This is a genomic window from Maribacter forsetii DSM 18668, assembly GCF_000744105.1.
Taxonomy (GTDB): domain Bacteria; phylum Bacteroidota; class Bacteroidia; order Flavobacteriales; family Flavobacteriaceae; genus Maribacter; species Maribacter forsetii.
Genome location: NZ_JQLH01000001.1, coordinates 1,370,462 through 1,384,994, shown reverse-complemented (window position 1 = coordinate 1,384,994; position 14,533 = coordinate 1,370,462). Strand labels below are relative to the sequence as shown.

Sequence of the window (14,533 nt, the reverse complement as noted above, 5' to 3'; positions counted from 1 at the left end):
TACACATCTATTTTTCTATCTACTATAATTAGGACTTTCTTTTGTAATGGTTACATCATGTGGGTGACTTTCATTAATACCACTAGCCGTAATTTTAACAAATCTTCCATTGTCCTGTAAAGTAGCAATATCTTTTGCCCCACAGTATCCCATACCAGCTTTTAAACCACCTATAAACTGGTGAATGCTTTCGTATAATTCACCTTTATAAGGCACACGACCTACAATACCTTCAGGTACTAATTTCTTGATATCATCTTCAACATCTTGAAAGTAACGATCTTTACTACCTTGCTTCATTGCCTCTACAGACCCCATACCTCGGTAAGATTTGAACTTTCTACCTTCATAGATAATCGTTTCTCCCGGAGATTCCTTGGTTCCTGCCAAAAGTGATCCTAACATAACTGTATCTGCACCTGCAGCAATAGCTTTAGGAATATCACCTGTGTACCGAATACCACCATCTGCGATAACCGGAACTCCAGAACCTTTTATAGCCGCTGCTACTTCCAAAACAGCAGAAAATTGAGGGAAGCCAACACCTGCAACAACTCTTGTTGTACAGATAGAACCTGGACCAATACCAACTTTAACTGCATCTGCACCTGCATCTACCAAATACTTAGCAGCCTCGCCAGTTGCAATGTTACCAACAATAACATCTAAGTTTGGAAACTTCTTTTTTACTTCTTGCAATACCGATACCACACCTTTTGTATGCCCATGAGCAGTATCTATAACCACAGCATCCACACCGGCATTAACCAATGCCTCAGCTCTGTCTACCGCATCTGCAGTAACACCTAATGCCGCCGCTACACGTAAACGACCGTACTGATCTTTGTTGGCGCTAGGTTTTTGGGTAAGTTTAGTAATATCACGAAATGTAATTAAACCTACCAACTTATAATCTTTATCTACAACAGGTAGCTTTTCAATCTTATGTTGTTGTAAAATATCTTCAGCTTCTGAAAGTGAAGTACCTTCTGCTGCTGTTACCAAATTTTCAGAAGTCATTACTTCTGATATTGGTCTTTCATTATTTTTTTCGAAACGTAGGTCTCTATTGGTTACGATACCTAAAAGTTTACCATCGGCGTCAACAATAGGAATACCACCAATGCTATACTCTTTCATATTAGCCTTGGCGTCTTTTACTTTTGAATCAAGTGGTTGGGTGACCGGATCTAAAATCATTCCGCTTTCAGCCCTTTTTACCTTTCGCACCTTCATGGCTTGCTGCTCAATGGTCATGTTCTTGTGCAGAACACCTATACCACCTTCTTGAGCCATGGCAATTGCCATTCTAGACTCTGTAACCGTATCCATCGCCGCCGATATGATAGGTACATTGATTGTAATATTTCTTGTGAATTTTGTCTGAATACTTACTTCTCTTGGAAGCACTTCAGAATAAGCAGGTACTAACAGTACATCATCGTAAGTTAGACCTTCTCCTAGAATTTTATTTTGGTGGGCTTGCATAGCAATTAAGGATTTAATTGCGTGCAAATATAGCGAATATTGTTGACTTATATACCATTAACATAACCTTAGCAAAAGCTTCACATAAAAGGGCTTTATTAAAAACCAGGCAAGACATCTTTTAAGTAAACTATACTATTACATTACCAGATAACATACTAAAATTTAAACTGTAAGGTCGTATAAAATGTTCTAGGTTCTGACGGAATAATACCAGGTCCTGGGTACCCAGTTGCTCTTCGTGTAAAATAGCTATTATCCAAAAGATTATTTATACCAGTTTCTAATTTCCATTTTTTATAGGAATAAGCCAAAGAAAAATCCATAATGTCATATGCAGGTATCTCTCCTTCTATACCACGTTGATTATCATTTACATCTTGTGGCGCATTAGTCGCATCTGTAAATTGACTTGACAAATACGTGTATTGCAAACTACCTATTAAGTTGCCGTACCCGAAATTAAGACCAGTTTTTAGGTTTACATCAGGTATAAATTCTACCTTATTCCCCTCTACATTCGTTTCTTCTGAAGATAAATACTCAGAATTGGTCAACGCCAAGTTTACAAAATAATTTAGTTTCAACTTTTCACTAGCAGATAGGAAAGTTTCCTTGATACTCCAATTTGCAAAACTCTCAATACCGTACATAAAGGCAGTACCAATATTACCTCTAAAACGAACTATACTTCCCGTTTCCACTTCTTCCCCTAAAGCATTGGTCTGTGTTTCGCTCTTTAATATCTCCCCTAACCTATTGTCATATAGTAAGCTAAATGCACTAACATCATAAGACAACACATTGTTATATCTACCTCTAAATCCAATATCTGCAGTAAAGCCATCTTCATCAGAGATATTTTCATCCACTTGAAAAGAAGGGTTCACCACTCGTATATCACTAAAAGTGACCGACCTATAATTCTGAGAAAAATTACCGTAAAACTCAATACTGGAATTTAACTTATAGCTAGCCCCAATACCAAGTAACAAAAACGTTCTATCAAACTCTCTATTATCTTCTATCTCTTCATTTAAAAGTGGGTTGCCTGCCAAATCGAGTACAATATTCTTATAAGTCCCAATACTTTCTGTTTTAATATGCTCTAATCTAAATCCTGGTGTTAAGGTGAGTTTTGGAGTTATATTGAATATATTCTCACCAAAGAATGCTAAATTGGAGTTAGGGAAATTAAATTGAGATTGTCTCTCGTAATTTGGAAATTCATCATCCGCAAAATTAAAGTCTGCATTAGAAGCAGTTGTACCAGGACCTTGTCTTTGATTATTATCGGTTCTATAAATTTTAGAGCCTAATAAGAGAGCCGATTCTGTATTACCCAATTTATACCTAGTAAGCAATCTAGCTTCTGCACCCCAATTCTGAAAATTATCAATTAACAACTCTCGCGGCTCTTCAAGGTCATCTGGCTGCGACACCCTGTTTGTACGAAAACCAAGTGCACTTCTAGAAGCATCTAATCCAAAAAGATTCAAACTAAAATCCATTTTTGAAGAGAACTTATGATCTAAACGCAAGGAGTACAATTTCCAATCAATATCAAACCAATTACGCTCCCTATTGCTAAAAGTAGGATCTTCACTAAATTGGGCATCTGTAAGACCACCTGGCTGTTGCGCCAAATAATTAAGAAATGTAGTCTCTAGCGTAAGTTTCGTTTTATCAGAAACCTGATACCCTATGTGCGCAAAATAATTTCTACTGTTGTAATTAGAATTTGGTCTAAAACCACTGCCCTCTTTATAATTGAAATATGTATAATAACTTATTTTACCTACCGTACCACTAAGACTATTAAACGAGGTTTTTAGATCATAAGACCCCACTGTCTGCCTACTAACCCATTCGATTTTCTTATTTGGGTTGGGCTGTTTGAATTTAAAATTCACCAAACCTCCAAATTGTGTTCCGTATTGTAATGAAGCTGCACCTCTAACTACTTGAATTTCCTCTAAAGCTTCAGCTGGCGGAGTGTAATAACTTTCTGGGTAACCCAAAACATCTGCGCTTATATCATACCCATTCTGTCTGGTGTTGAAATTTGCCGTTCTATTAGGGTCCAAACCTCTACCTCCAATATTCAATTGTAAACCTGCGTCGCCGTTATCATAAATGTTGAGTCCTACTACTTGGCTATATATCTGTCTTGGGTTGTTAGCTGCCAAATTACCAGTAATACCCTCTAAAAGTACAACCTCACTCTTTTTACCAGCATAAATCGCAGTACCCTCTACTTTCTTCAATTGCTTTAATGCAAAAACCTCTTCTCGTTTCTGAATTAAAACCACTTCTGACAAATTGTTGACTTTTAGACGCTGCAGTGTTACGTTAAAAGTAACGTTGTCATTTAGAACAACATCTTGTTCTTCAATTTCAAACTCATAAGCAAATACAACAATGGTATAAGTACCTGCCGCTAAACTTTCTACTGAATAATAACCTTCTGAATTTGTTGTTTCTAAACGCTCTAATTCTTTAATATACAATTCTGCATCAGAAACAGGAACACCATCTTCATCGGTCACTTGTCCTGAAATATTAAACTGCCCAAATAATGGAAATGATACTAATAATAACAGTATATAACTAAATTCCTTTAATCTCATCTTTAAATGGTGTTATCCAATTCTTATGTAAAAAAGACTCTCTTTGTTTTCCAAGATCAATAGTAGGGTCTATATATGTTGTACTTAACCTACCATTTAAACTAACTTGGCAATCTACGAATACCTGCACATTTTTATGACCATCTTTTTCAAAATGATTTTTTAAAAAATGGGCATATTCTAATATAAAATCTGGCTGAAATGCCATTTGTTTTTCTTGAAACGGAGTGATAAAATCTGTATTATCCACATAAAACCATCTTCCAGATTCTCCATCTACAATTTTAAATTGTGCGTAACCAGATTTTTCCATGAGCATTACGCGCCAAGAAAATCGGTAACCTTCTTCCGTCCAGAATAACTCACCTGGATACAAAAGATACCTAAAAGGAAAAATAAGTTGTATAGCAAAAAAGGCAATTAAAACGGTCATTTTCATTTTCGATGTAATAGTCGGAAAATCTTGATAAACTTTCTGATTATTAAATTTCGTATCATCCATTTTCAAGAACTTCGAAAGGTATTTTAAGATTTTCTCATGAAAGCTTGAATCAAAAAATATCAAAGCAGAAATGATCATTACATACGGGAACATGCCAATAGGAAAAAGTACCCTAGTCAACACATGAAAAACTACGACCATTACAAATGCATACGGTCTGGTTTTTTTGAATAACAAGAAAAAAGGAATTGTTAGATCATATAGTGCTCCAGACCAGCTAAATGCATATTGCACCCACTCTTCACCAAGTAAACCACCTATAAACGGAGTATCAAATTTTGAAGGCAACCAAATTTTCAAAGGCATAGCCTTTAGCAACCAATCTGAATTTAACTTCGCCAGTCCAGCATAAAAATATACGATACTTAAAAGTAGCTTAATGCTATTCACTGTCCAGCTTGGTACATATTCAAAACTTTTTTTAGGGTTTAGATATGCATCTATGGAATAGGTTGCATTTGCGGGCAGAAATATCATTAAAAAACTAAGTAAGCTAATAAAGTAATAATGGTTAAGGTATGTTGTCTTATCCATTAATTCTATATAGGTAAAACTCAAAAAGAATATGACAATACTTAATTTATACCGATACCCAAGAGCCACCAGTAGCGCTGCAAAACCACAAATTATAAATATGAGATAAGTATACACGCCTAATGGCTTTACCCACTCAACCCCATAGTAAGAAAAAAAGAATTTTGGCTGAATGTAAAGTTTATCGATCCAACCATAGCTCCAAAATCGAACAATGCTAAAAAACATCATTAGACCAAATAAAATACGAAAGACCGCCAAAGGGGCGGTCTCTACGGGAGCTTTTATATATTTCTTAATTACCGATTCCATTAATCACCGTCGGCATCAACAAAATCAATACTAATACTCATTGCTGAAACCATATCTACTTTTAGCATAGGTACTGCTTTTTGTACTTCATCATAAGCTAAAAGCATATTGGTAGGCGGATTGTTATCTTCAATCTCCGCTCTAAAGGCTGAAAGATCCATCACCATACTTTTTGCCGTATTCATTTGATCATTGATCAACGTAGATAAATCTTCTTCGTTTTTTACCGAATTCAATGCATCTAAATAAGACGCCAAACTTTCTCCCTGTGTAGTTGAGTTAAAATGCTTGCCATTAAAAAAATCTTGAACAGCCGCTAAACCTTCTAAAAATAAATCATTGGAAATACTTGCATCAAAATACGCTTCAACATTTCTTGGCAAAGTACTGCCGGAAAAAACGCCTAATGGAATTCCCATTTTACCTGCTCTTAGATATTTTTCGAAATAAAAAATATAATCGTTTACCATACGATCAACAGATGCGGTAGATGAAGATCCATCATTAGCTACAAAAGTATCTCTATACCCCGTAGTCCAATCTGAAACAACAGTTGCGGTCAATGCTTGCATGTCCAATAAAACATCTTCTGTATATTTTAGATAAGCTTCTTTATTATCGCCATTGTAGAAGCCTAAAATTTCAGCATCGTTCTCGCCCAACCCGTTTAACAGGTAATCTAAAGCCGGAAACCCTTTTGCACTTCTGTTAGAGGATAAGGATAAGTCATAACTTCCATCCACAATAAACCCATCGATTTTCTCATTATCCGTTGGATATATATTCATGTTCAGTTGAAAACCTACCGATTCCGCAGGACCAATTTCAAACATTTCAACACGCTGCCAAGAAGTATAAGCATTTATCCATGCAGAGCGTAATGCTGTTAAATTACCTTCATTAGTGTCTACTTTAAAAGTGTTAAATGAATTTAATAAAGCATCCAAATCACCAGAAAATGCTTCATATGATGGAATGATTATATTATCTGCCCAATTGATTAACATGGCACTACGCTCAAAAGAAACCTCTTCTTGGTCATCTGGTATAATTACCTCATCATCTGTAGCACTATCACTAGAACATGCCCATACTAAGGTCATAATACACAATGCCCCTATTATCTTTCTCATAGCTTATTTTTATTTATTCTAATTAAATGCAAAAATAAAAAAAGCAATTCAATCTTATTAGAATGAATTGCTTTTTTATTAACCTTATATCGAATTATTCTGCTGCTTGCTCTAAGGTAAAACTGAACCTTCCAGAAATGTCAGTAGAAATAGCATCTAATGTAGCTGCTTCTACATTCCAAAGTCCGTTTTCTCCGTCATCCATTATATCTACTAAAAACGCATCAACTTCTTCTTTGGTAAAATAAGGATCTGTGGAATTGGTTTTTCGTGTAAACTGTAAACTGTAAACAAATCCGTAACCCTCTGATAAATCATGAAAAGCACCACCATAATCAGGTGTTTCTTGATCTAAACTATTTTTACCTTGTTGTAAATAGTACACCGCTCTAATACCGATAACTTCAGAAAGTTTCTCTCTAATAATTTCTGCCTGTGCATCCCTAACATCATATTGCTTAGCTACAATGGCAGCTCTACCTAATTTAAAGGCTTGAAAAATTTCATCGGCAATACCGGCAAAATCGTCATCCCCTTCTACTCTACCAACATATTTATTTAAAAAGCTATCTGCACCTAAGTCATCATTTGGGTTTGCAGCATCGGCATTTAAGCCATAAACATATCCATAAGCTTCATCCCACTTATGCTCCATATTGGTGTAGGTTTTACCTTCCGCTACAACATTAGCATCATTATCCGCTCTATTATCACCTTCATCTAAAACCGAAGTACTTAAATAATTGTTGACTATTTGATCAAGAGTAAGCGCCCCAATTAAACCTTTATTAAATGCTTGGTTGTATTCTAAACCTTGAGCATTAATATATCTGGTAGAAGAACCGTCAGCTATTTGCCCGGCTGTTCCTTCTGCTGCTGCAACTTCCCAGTTTGGGAATACCTCATTTACTTGTGCTGTGATAAAGCTATCAAAATCCGCTCTGATCAATGTTTGATCGGTGGCATTGGTAGAAAAGAAATCTGCCGATGCAGCTGTTTTACTTTTTACACTTTTATCAGATGCATTTAATTCTGTTTCTTCAAAATCATTGGCTCCTTCTTCATGAGCATACATACTTAAAATTTGATCAGATGTTGATGTTACATCTGTAAATGCGCTTAAAATTTCTGCACCCATTTTTAATCTTGTTGTTTGACCATCAAAACTAACCGTGCTTTCATTATCTCTTGTAAATACGTACGAATCTGGATTATCAATTGTTGTTTCAACAGGATCACAATCACCATCTTCACATGTAGTCAATTCTAAACTATCATCATCAGAACTACAAGAAATAAATAGTAAACTTGCAATAGAAGATAGTACAAATAGGTTCTTTTTCATTTTCTTTTTTTATTAAGACTTATTTTAAATAAGATTGCAAACGTATAACATGTTTCCATGCAAAGCAAGCTTATCTATAATAAATCTAAATAAACTTAACATAATGTTAATGTAACTAAGAAGAATACAACAAAAGACTAGTGATATTGTAAAAACAACTCGGTAGCTTTATTATAAGAAGCCTCAAATGTCATCCAGTTAACTCCAGAATCTGCTTTCGCCGAAGTAAAATAGGAAAGCATTTTTTCTGTGGGCATGTTTCCTGTTAAATCATCCTTAGCCATTGGGCAACCACCAAAACCTTGTATGGCACCATCAAAACGTCTACACCCAGATTCGTATGCAGCAGCCACTTTTTCATGCCATTTGGTAGGCGTAGTATGCAAGTGCGCACCAAATTCGATATTTGGATATTTGGGAATAAGATTCGAGAACAAGTATGAAATAGTTTCGGGATCAGAAGAACCAACGGTATCTGAAAGCGATAATATTTTTGCTCCCATTTTTGCCAACTTCTCTGTCCACTCCCCCACAATATCAACATTCCAAGGATCACCATATGGGTTACCAAAACCCATAGAAATATAGGTTACTACCTCTTTATTAGCGGCATCCGCTAAGTCAAATATCTCTTGTAAAGTTTCTACGGATTGCGCAATGGTCTTATGCGTATTTCGCATTTGAAAATTTTCTGAAATAGAAAATGGAAAACCTAAATAATCAATTTCTGGGTGTGTAACCGCATCTTGTACGCCACGCACATTTGCCACTATAGAAAGTAATTTAGAATTTGTTTTAGACAAATCTAACTTGGACAACACCTCTGCAGTATCTACCATTTGTGGTATAGCCTTTGGCGAAACAAAACTTCCGAAATCAATAGTATCAAATCCGCAGCCTAACAAAGATTGTATATACCTGACTTTTTCATCTGTAGGTATAAACTGCTTTATGCCTTGCATAGCATCTCTAGGACACTCAACTATTTTGATCTTTGAATTAGACATTTCGTAAAAATACGAACTCTAAACAAGTATCTCATATTAATATTTCAAATAAACTACCCTATAAGTAAATAAATCGCAATTCCGATGAAGACAATAACTTGAATCCACTTTAAAACAAATCCGGTCCTCTTATTAGCTGTCAGGAAATTGGAGATTTGACCAGATAAAACTGCGATAGCGCTAAAAACAAGTGAAGAAACCACTATAAATAAAAAACCAAGGGTATAGAATTGAGTAACATTACTTAAAGAATCTGAAAATAGAAATCCCGGAAAAAATGCTAGAAAGAAAATGGTCACCTTAGGGTTCAACACATTCATTATGAAACCCTGTTTATATAATGAACCTAATTTATTTTTATTCTTTGTTTCGCCGGCAATAGAAATAGCATCACCACCTCTATACACCATTACAGCTAAATATAATAAATAGGCAGCCCCAAACATTTTTATAAAAGTAAATATAGCAGGGTTATTCTTAATAATTGCAGAAACTCCAAATGCCAATAACGTAGTATGGACTAAACAACCGGTCATTAATCCTGCAACGACCGCTAAACCATATTTTTTGCCATTACTAATGCTTTGTATGAGCACGAATATATTATCAGGACCGGGTGAAAGTGCCAGAACAAAGGTCGCCATTGAAAAAGCCAATAAAATCTCGTAATTCAAACTTAAAAATATTAGTTCTACCCGAAAAGTACGAATTACCGCCAATTACACCTATTTTTAATATCTTGTTTAAAAATCAAACACTATGAAAATCAAATTACTTCTGTTACTAATTAGTATTTCATTTGCTTCAAACGCTTTTGCCAAGACAAATGAAAACATGAACTCAACAACAATGATCCAAAACGATAGTTTATTAAGGCACACCGTATTTTTTAAGTTTAAGGAAGGAACAACCCCTGCACAGATTAAAAAAGTTGAAGATGCTTTTAGTGCGCTACCTTCAAAAATTGAGCAAATAAAAGGATATGAATGGGGACTGAACAATAGTCCGGAAGGTTTGGATAAAGGGTTTACCCATGCTTTTTTTCTCACTTTTGAAAGTGAAGAGGATCGGGCAATTTATTTACCGCACCCAGACCACAAAGCTTTTGGAGCTGTATTAACTCCGCATTTAGAAGATGTATTCGTGGTAGATTATTGGACCAAAAAATAGAACCAATCACAATTAAAAAAAGCCCTTGCACAAATTGTACAAGGGCTTTTCTATATTAAAATATTTCTCTATGAAGTAGCTGTTTTCTCCAACAAAGCTTTGTTAATTTGTTTCACCAAAGCTGGACCTTCATATACAAAGCCCGTCCATAATTGAATTAAATCTGCCCCAGCTTCTAATTTCTCTATGGCATCTTCAGCAGAGTTTATACCACCAACACCAATTATTGGAAATGCTTTATTACTTTTTTGAGCTAAAAAGCGAATAACCTCTGTACTTCTATCTTTTAAAGGAGCACCACTAAGTCCGCCAGCTTCTTCAGTTATTAGTGCATGGGATTTCAAATTCTCTCTAGAAATAGTTGTATTGGTCGCAATAACCCCGTCTATAGAAGTATCGCTTACAATATCAATAATATCTAACAATTGACTATCAGTAAGGTCTGGTGCTATTTTCAACAAAATAGGTTTACGTATAGTTTCTTTACGTTCACTTTGCTTAGCATTTTCTAATTGAAGTTCATTCAACAATGCCGTTAATGGCTCTTTATCCTGTAGCTCACGCAAACCCGGAGTGTTTGGTGAACTTACATTCACAACAAAGTAATCTACATGATCAAATAGTGCATCAAAACAAATGAGGTAATCTTTGATGGCTTCATTATTAGGTGTCACTTTGTTCTTACCAATATTACCACCTATAAGTACTTTATGATTTTTCTTTAAATTCTCTACGGCTTCAAAAACGCCGTGATTATTAAACCCCATTCGGTTAATGATAGCCTTATCTTCTTTTAAACGGAATAATCTCTTCTTAGGGTTCCCCTCCTGAGGCTTAGGTGTCAATGTACCTATTTCTACGAATCCGAATCCGAAATCCGAAAGTTCGTTATATAAAACAGCATTTTTATCAAAGCCGGCGGCCAAACCAACGGGATTTTTAAATTTCAAACCAAAAAGCTCACGTTCCAAACGCTTATCCTCAACAACGAACATTGATTTAATAAGTCCTGACAGACCTATTTTGGAAAAAAACTTAATACTTGAAAAACTAATGTGATGAACTTTTTCTGGATCGAGAAGAAATAAAAGAGGTCTAATAAAAAGCCTGTACATGTATCTAATTTATAAGCCGCAAAAGTACAAACTGTAAATGAGAAAGTTAAGCAATATTTTATCTGTTTTCGTTAGGTATACTGTCTGTATATACCGCAGGAGTGATAATATATGCTGAACGAGAAGCTTCTTTACATAACGACAAGTATAATTTATACTGATTTGAATTGAACAATGCCAACATTCTTTTATCAATCATTTCTTGAACTCTAGCCATACTATCCATAACCACCTTATACTTACCGGCCAGTTGACGTAGTTCCTCAACACTACTTTGCGGGTGTCTACTCTTTACATTTTCTAATTCATTACTTAAAATATCATTTCGATATTTTACTTCTCCGCTAAAACTCTCTAATTTTTCTTTTTGCATATCATTCAATTGAAAAATATCTGAAATTATAGAATCGCTCGTTACACCAACCCCAAGAATACAATCTGCCTGTGCATTTACATTTGCAATGAACAAAAGAAAAGCCATCATTACCACATATCTAAATTTCATCATCATTGTATTTATAGAATATTACGCTTACTAAATTACAATATATAAGCTTATTTTTGATAAAACACATATAGCATGCAGCATATTATAGACCGTTTCATTAGTTACATTACTATTGACACACAGAGCGATTCATCATCAGAGACCACACCAAGCACAGAAAAACAATGGAATTTAGCCAATAAACTAGTTGAAGAGTTACAGGCTATAGGCATGATAGATGTTACTATAGATGACAATGCATATATCATGGCAACCTTACCTTCTAATGTTGATCATGAAGTACCCACCATTGGTTTTATTTCTCATTTTGATACGTCACCAGATTTTTCAGGTACGAACGTAAATCCGCAGATCATTAGAAACTACGATGGTAAAGACATTGTTCTGAACAAAGAAAAAGACATCATTTTATCCTCTTCCTATTTTGATGATTTACTACAGTATATTGGCCAGACCATCATTACTACAGATGGTACCACACTTTTGGGTGCAGATGATAAAGCAGGTATTACAGAGATTGTAACTGCCATGGAATATTTGATCAACAATCCTAAAATAAAGCACGGACCTATTAGAGTTGGGTTTACTCCAGATGAGGAGATTGGTCGTGGTGCACATAAATTTGATGTAGAAAAATTTGGTGCTGCTTGGGCATATACTATGGACGGAAGCCAAATTGGCGAGCTAGAATATGAAAATTTCAATGCTGCGGGAGCAAAAATCAAGGTAAAAGGTAAAAGTGTACACCCAGGTTATGCAAAAGGTAAAATGGTAAATGCCCTTTTAATCGCCAATAAGATTATCAGCGACTTACCAAAACATGAAGTGCCGGAAGAAACCACTGGTCGAGAAGGCTTTTTTCACGTGCATCACTTTGATGGAGAAATTGAAAATGCAACCGTAGAACTCATTATTAGAGATCATGATTTAAAGCATTTTAATAAACGAAAAGAATTGGTACAAGATATTGTCAAGAAGTATAATAATGAATATGATAATTGCATCGATCTAGAATTAAATGATCAATATTTTAATATGAAAGAAAAGGTAGAACCTGTTTTTCATATTGTTGAAACCGCTAAAAAGGCTATGGAAGATATTGGCATAAAACCAATCATTAAACCCATTAGAGGCGGTACGGATGGTTCTCAATTAAGCTATATGGGCTTACCCTGCCCTAACATTTTTGCCGGTGGACATAACTTTCACGGAAAATACGAATATGTACCTGTGGAGAGCATGCAGAAAGCAGTAGAAGTAATTGTGCGCATTTGTGAATTAACGGCAAATCAATAACAAAATGGAAAAGCAAGAGAAAATAGCTTTGTTTTATAATGAAGCACATCAATTTAAAAATGGTGTAACCCAATTAAGAACCCTTGCTTTAGACTGCGGTATGACGGAAACCTACAAATGGAGTTTCCCTACCTACATGATCAATAATAAAAATGTCATCGCTATAAACAAATTCAAAAATCACTTTGGTATCTGGTTTTTTAACGGCGTCTTTTTAAGTGATCCTAAAAAAGTTTTAGAAAATGCACAAGAAGGCAAAACCATGGCAATGCGTCACTGGAAATTTACTTCACTTGAAGGCATTGATAAAAAAGACATTACATCTTATATAAATGAGGCTATAGCAAATCAAAAGAAAGGTTTACAGGTAAAGGTTGAGAAAAAACCTAAAACCAAAATTGAGATTCCTGCATACTTATCTATTGCATTAGAAAACAACTATGACATAAAGGACGCTTTTAGCAAATTAACCTATTCCAAACAAAAAGATTACGCCGAGTTTATAGCAACCGCTAAACAAGAAAAAACAAAACTATCTAGATTAGAAAAGATAATTCCACTGATATTAGCAGGTAGAGGACTGCATGACCAATACAAGAAGTAAGCTATTATCTTAAAATTAAAAACAAAAAAACACCGATGTTTTCATCGGTGTTTTTTATATGAATTCAGAAAAAGTTATTTCTTTTCTGGAGCGTTTAACTTAGCGCTCATTTCCATGGATATGGCAGATCTATCAAACTTTAACTTCCCTGCCATTGTTTCCAATACACAAGAAGTATCCTTATCATTCAAATCTACTACTTTTCCGTGCAGACCACTTTTGGTAATAACACGATCACCACGTTTTAATTCTGCTGAAAATTTCTTTTCATCCTTTTGTCTTTTCATTTGGGGTCTGATCATAAAAAAATATGCGACCACAAAAATCAAAATCATTGGAAGAAACTGCCCTATATCACCCATTTTTGGTATATCTGTAATTTATAATTATTTAACAGGTCCTAATGGAGCTGCTCCTTTTGGGTTAACGAAAGCTTTGATTCTTAAAAGCTCAGAACCTTTTTCCGTGTTAGCCGTAACCGTAATGGTTTTAGTAACCTGGTTTTGTCCAGAACCGTTGAAATTAACTTTTAACTCACCTGTTTCACCTGGTGCAATTGGATCCTTTGGAGGATTAGGAACTGTACAACCACAGCTACTTTTAGCATCGGTAATAATCAATGGAGCGTTACCTGTATTGGTAAACGTAAATACGGTCTCTTGTGGAGTACCTTGCTCAATTGTACCAAAATCATGTTCTGCTTTCTCAAAAGACATTACAGGTACCGCTTTAGCAGCCTCATCTCTTACCGCAGCTTCTGCTACATTATCAGTTTTAATTTTACTTGATGCGTTGTCTTTACAAGAAGTAAAAGCTACCATTGATACTAGACCAACGATTAGAACTATTTTTTTCATACTATTTAGATTTATCAATTAATTGTAAAATT

14 protein-coding genes are annotated in these 14,533 nt (G+C 35.1%); 3 read left to right on the top strand and 11 right to left on the bottom strand.

Translation table 11 applies throughout. The features are described 5' to 3' along the window. Positions 1 to 15 precede the first annotated feature (15 nt). From guaB to P177_RS05850, 7 genes are all read right to left on the bottom strand, one after another. Complete coding sequence (gene guaB, locus P177_RS05880) at positions 16 to 1,488, bottom strand: IMP dehydrogenase (protein WP_036152871.1); 1,473 nt, start codon at positions 1,486 to 1,488, stop codon at positions 16 to 18. A gap of 158 nt (positions 1,489 to 1,646) precedes the next feature. Beyond that, complete coding sequence (locus P177_RS05875) at positions 1,647 to 4,118, bottom strand: TonB-dependent receptor domain-containing protein (RefSeq protein WP_036152868.1); 2,472 nt, start codon at positions 4,116 to 4,118, stop codon at positions 1,647 to 1,649. Beyond that, positions 4,099 to 5,466, bottom strand: a complete 1,368-nt coding sequence (locus P177_RS05870; protein ID WP_036152866.1) for an HTTM domain-containing protein — start codon at positions 5,464 to 5,466, stop codon at positions 4,099 to 4,101. The genes P177_RS05875 and P177_RS05870 overlap by 20 nt, the downstream gene beginning before the upstream one ends. Further along, complete coding sequence (locus tag P177_RS05865) at positions 5,466 to 6,599, bottom strand: imelysin family protein (protein ID WP_036152863.1); 1,134 nt, start codon at positions 6,597 to 6,599, stop codon at positions 5,466 to 5,468. Before P177_RS05865 ends, P177_RS05870 begins: the two co-directional genes overlap by 1 nt. A 94-nt stretch (positions 6,600 to 6,693) precedes the next feature. After that, positions 6,694 to 7,944: a DUF4856 domain-containing protein gene (locus P177_RS05860; RefSeq protein WP_036152860.1), complete on the bottom strand. Its 1,251-nt coding sequence runs from the start codon at positions 7,942 to 7,944 to the stop codon at positions 6,694 to 6,696. 137 nt (positions 7,945 to 8,081) lie between these two features. Next, positions 8,082 to 8,951, bottom strand: a complete 870-nt coding sequence (locus tag P177_RS05855) for a hydroxymethylglutaryl-CoA lyase (RefSeq protein ID WP_036152857.1) — start codon at positions 8,949 to 8,951, stop codon at positions 8,082 to 8,084. Between the two features lie 53 nt (positions 8,952 to 9,004). Beyond that, positions 9,005 to 9,625 carry a LysE family translocator gene (locus P177_RS05850; RefSeq protein ID WP_036157897.1) on the bottom strand — a complete coding sequence of 207 codons (621 nt, stop codon included), beginning with the start codon at positions 9,623 to 9,625 and terminating at the stop codon, positions 9,005 to 9,007. Positions 9,626 to 9,710: 85 nt separating this feature from the next. On the opposite strand from P177_RS05850, the gene P177_RS05845 reads away from it, so the two are divergent. Next, positions 9,711 to 10,121 carry a Dabb family protein gene (locus P177_RS05845; RefSeq protein WP_036152854.1) on the top strand — a complete coding sequence of 137 codons (411 nt, stop codon included), beginning with the start codon at positions 9,711 to 9,713 and terminating at the stop codon, positions 10,119 to 10,121. Between the two features lie 68 nt (positions 10,122 to 10,189). Here P177_RS05845 and P177_RS05840 read toward each other — a convergent pair whose 3' ends face one another. After that, on the bottom strand, positions 10,190 to 11,236 hold the full coding sequence (locus P177_RS05840) for a quinone-dependent dihydroorotate dehydrogenase (RefSeq protein WP_036152851.1): 1,047 nt from the start codon (positions 11,234 to 11,236) through the stop codon (positions 10,190 to 10,192). Positions 11,237 to 11,294: 58 nt separating this feature from the next. Beyond that, positions 11,295 to 11,741 carry a hypothetical protein gene (locus P177_RS05835; RefSeq protein WP_157486475.1) on the bottom strand — a complete coding sequence of 149 codons (447 nt, stop codon included), beginning with the start codon at positions 11,739 to 11,741 and terminating at the stop codon, positions 11,295 to 11,297. A 75-nt stretch (positions 11,742 to 11,816) separates the two neighbouring features. Between P177_RS05835 and pepT the strand changes: the two genes are divergently transcribed. Together pepT and P177_RS05825 are read left to right on the top strand one after the other, a co-directional pair. Beyond that, a complete protein-coding gene (pepT, locus tag P177_RS05830) occupies positions 11,817 to 13,040 on the top strand; it encodes a peptidase T (RefSeq protein WP_036152846.1) in 1,224 nt (407 codons plus the stop codon). Positions 13,041 to 13,044: 4 nt separating this feature from the next. Beyond that, positions 13,045 to 13,644, top strand: coding sequence for a YdeI/OmpD-associated family protein (locus tag P177_RS05825; RefSeq protein ID WP_036152843.1), 600 nt, complete (start codon positions 13,045 to 13,047; stop codon positions 13,642 to 13,644). Positions 13,645 to 13,718: 74 nt separating this feature from the next. On the opposite strand, the gene yajC is transcribed toward P177_RS05825, so the two are convergent. Beyond that, positions 13,719 to 14,006, bottom strand: coding sequence for a preprotein translocase subunit YajC (gene yajC / locus P177_RS05820; RefSeq protein ID WP_036152840.1), 288 nt, complete (start codon positions 14,004 to 14,006; stop codon positions 13,719 to 13,721). A gap of 24 nt (positions 14,007 to 14,030) precedes the next feature. Further along, positions 14,031 to 14,501 (bottom strand): DUF1573 domain-containing protein, encoded by a 471-nt coding sequence (locus P177_RS05815; protein WP_036152838.1) that lies wholly within the window; start codon positions 14,499 to 14,501, stop codon positions 14,031 to 14,033. Between the last annotated feature and the right edge of the window lie 32 nt (positions 14,502 to 14,533).

What these genes read in the sequence shown, in the direction of transcription:
- P177_RS05865 (WP_036152863.1), bottom strand. Translation starts at nt 6,599, where the DNA reads ATGAGAAAGATAATAGGGGCATTGTGTATTATGACCTTAGTATGGGCA.
- P177_RS05840 (WP_036152851.1), bottom strand. Translation starts at nt 11,236, where the DNA reads ATGTACAGGCTTTTTATTAGACCTCTTTTATTTCTTCTCGATCCAGAA.
- P177_RS05845 (WP_036152854.1), top strand. Translation starts at nt 9,711, where the DNA reads ATGAAAATCAAATTACTTCTGTTACTAATTAGTATTTCATTTGCTTCA.
- P177_RS05860 (WP_036152860.1), bottom strand. Translation starts at nt 7,944, where the DNA reads ATGAAAAAGAACCTATTTGTACTATCTTCTATTGCAAGTTTACTATTT.
- guaB (WP_036152871.1), bottom strand. Translation starts at nt 1,488, where the DNA reads ATGCAAGCCCACCAAAATAAAATTCTAGGAGAAGGTCTAACTTACGAT.
- P177_RS05855 (WP_036152857.1), bottom strand. Translation starts at nt 8,951, where the DNA reads ATGTCTAATTCAAAGATCAAAATAGTTGAGTGTCCTAGAGATGCTATG.
- P177_RS05825 (WP_036152843.1), top strand. Translation starts at nt 13,045, where the DNA reads ATGGAAAAGCAAGAGAAAATAGCTTTGTTTTATAATGAAGCACATCAA.
- P177_RS05875 (WP_036152868.1), bottom strand. Translation starts at nt 4,118, where the DNA reads ATGAGATTAAAGGAATTTAGTTATATACTGTTATTATTAGTATCATTT.
- P177_RS05835 (WP_157486475.1), bottom strand. Translation starts at nt 11,741, where the DNA reads ATGAAATTTAGATATGTGGTAATGATGGCTTTTCTTTTGTTCATTGCA.
- P177_RS05870 (WP_036152866.1), bottom strand. Translation starts at nt 5,466, where the DNA reads ATGGAATCGGTAATTAAGAAATATATAAAAGCTCCCGTAGAGACCGCC.
- P177_RS05815 (WP_036152838.1), bottom strand. Translation starts at nt 14,501, where the DNA reads ATGAAAAAAATAGTTCTAATCGTTGGTCTAGTATCAATGGTAGCTTTT.
- yajC (WP_036152840.1), bottom strand. Translation starts at nt 14,006, where the DNA reads ATGGGTGATATAGGGCAGTTTCTTCCAATGATTTTGATTTTTGTGGTC.
- pepT (WP_036152846.1), top strand. Translation starts at nt 11,817, where the DNA reads ATGCAGCATATTATAGACCGTTTCATTAGTTACATTACTATTGACACA.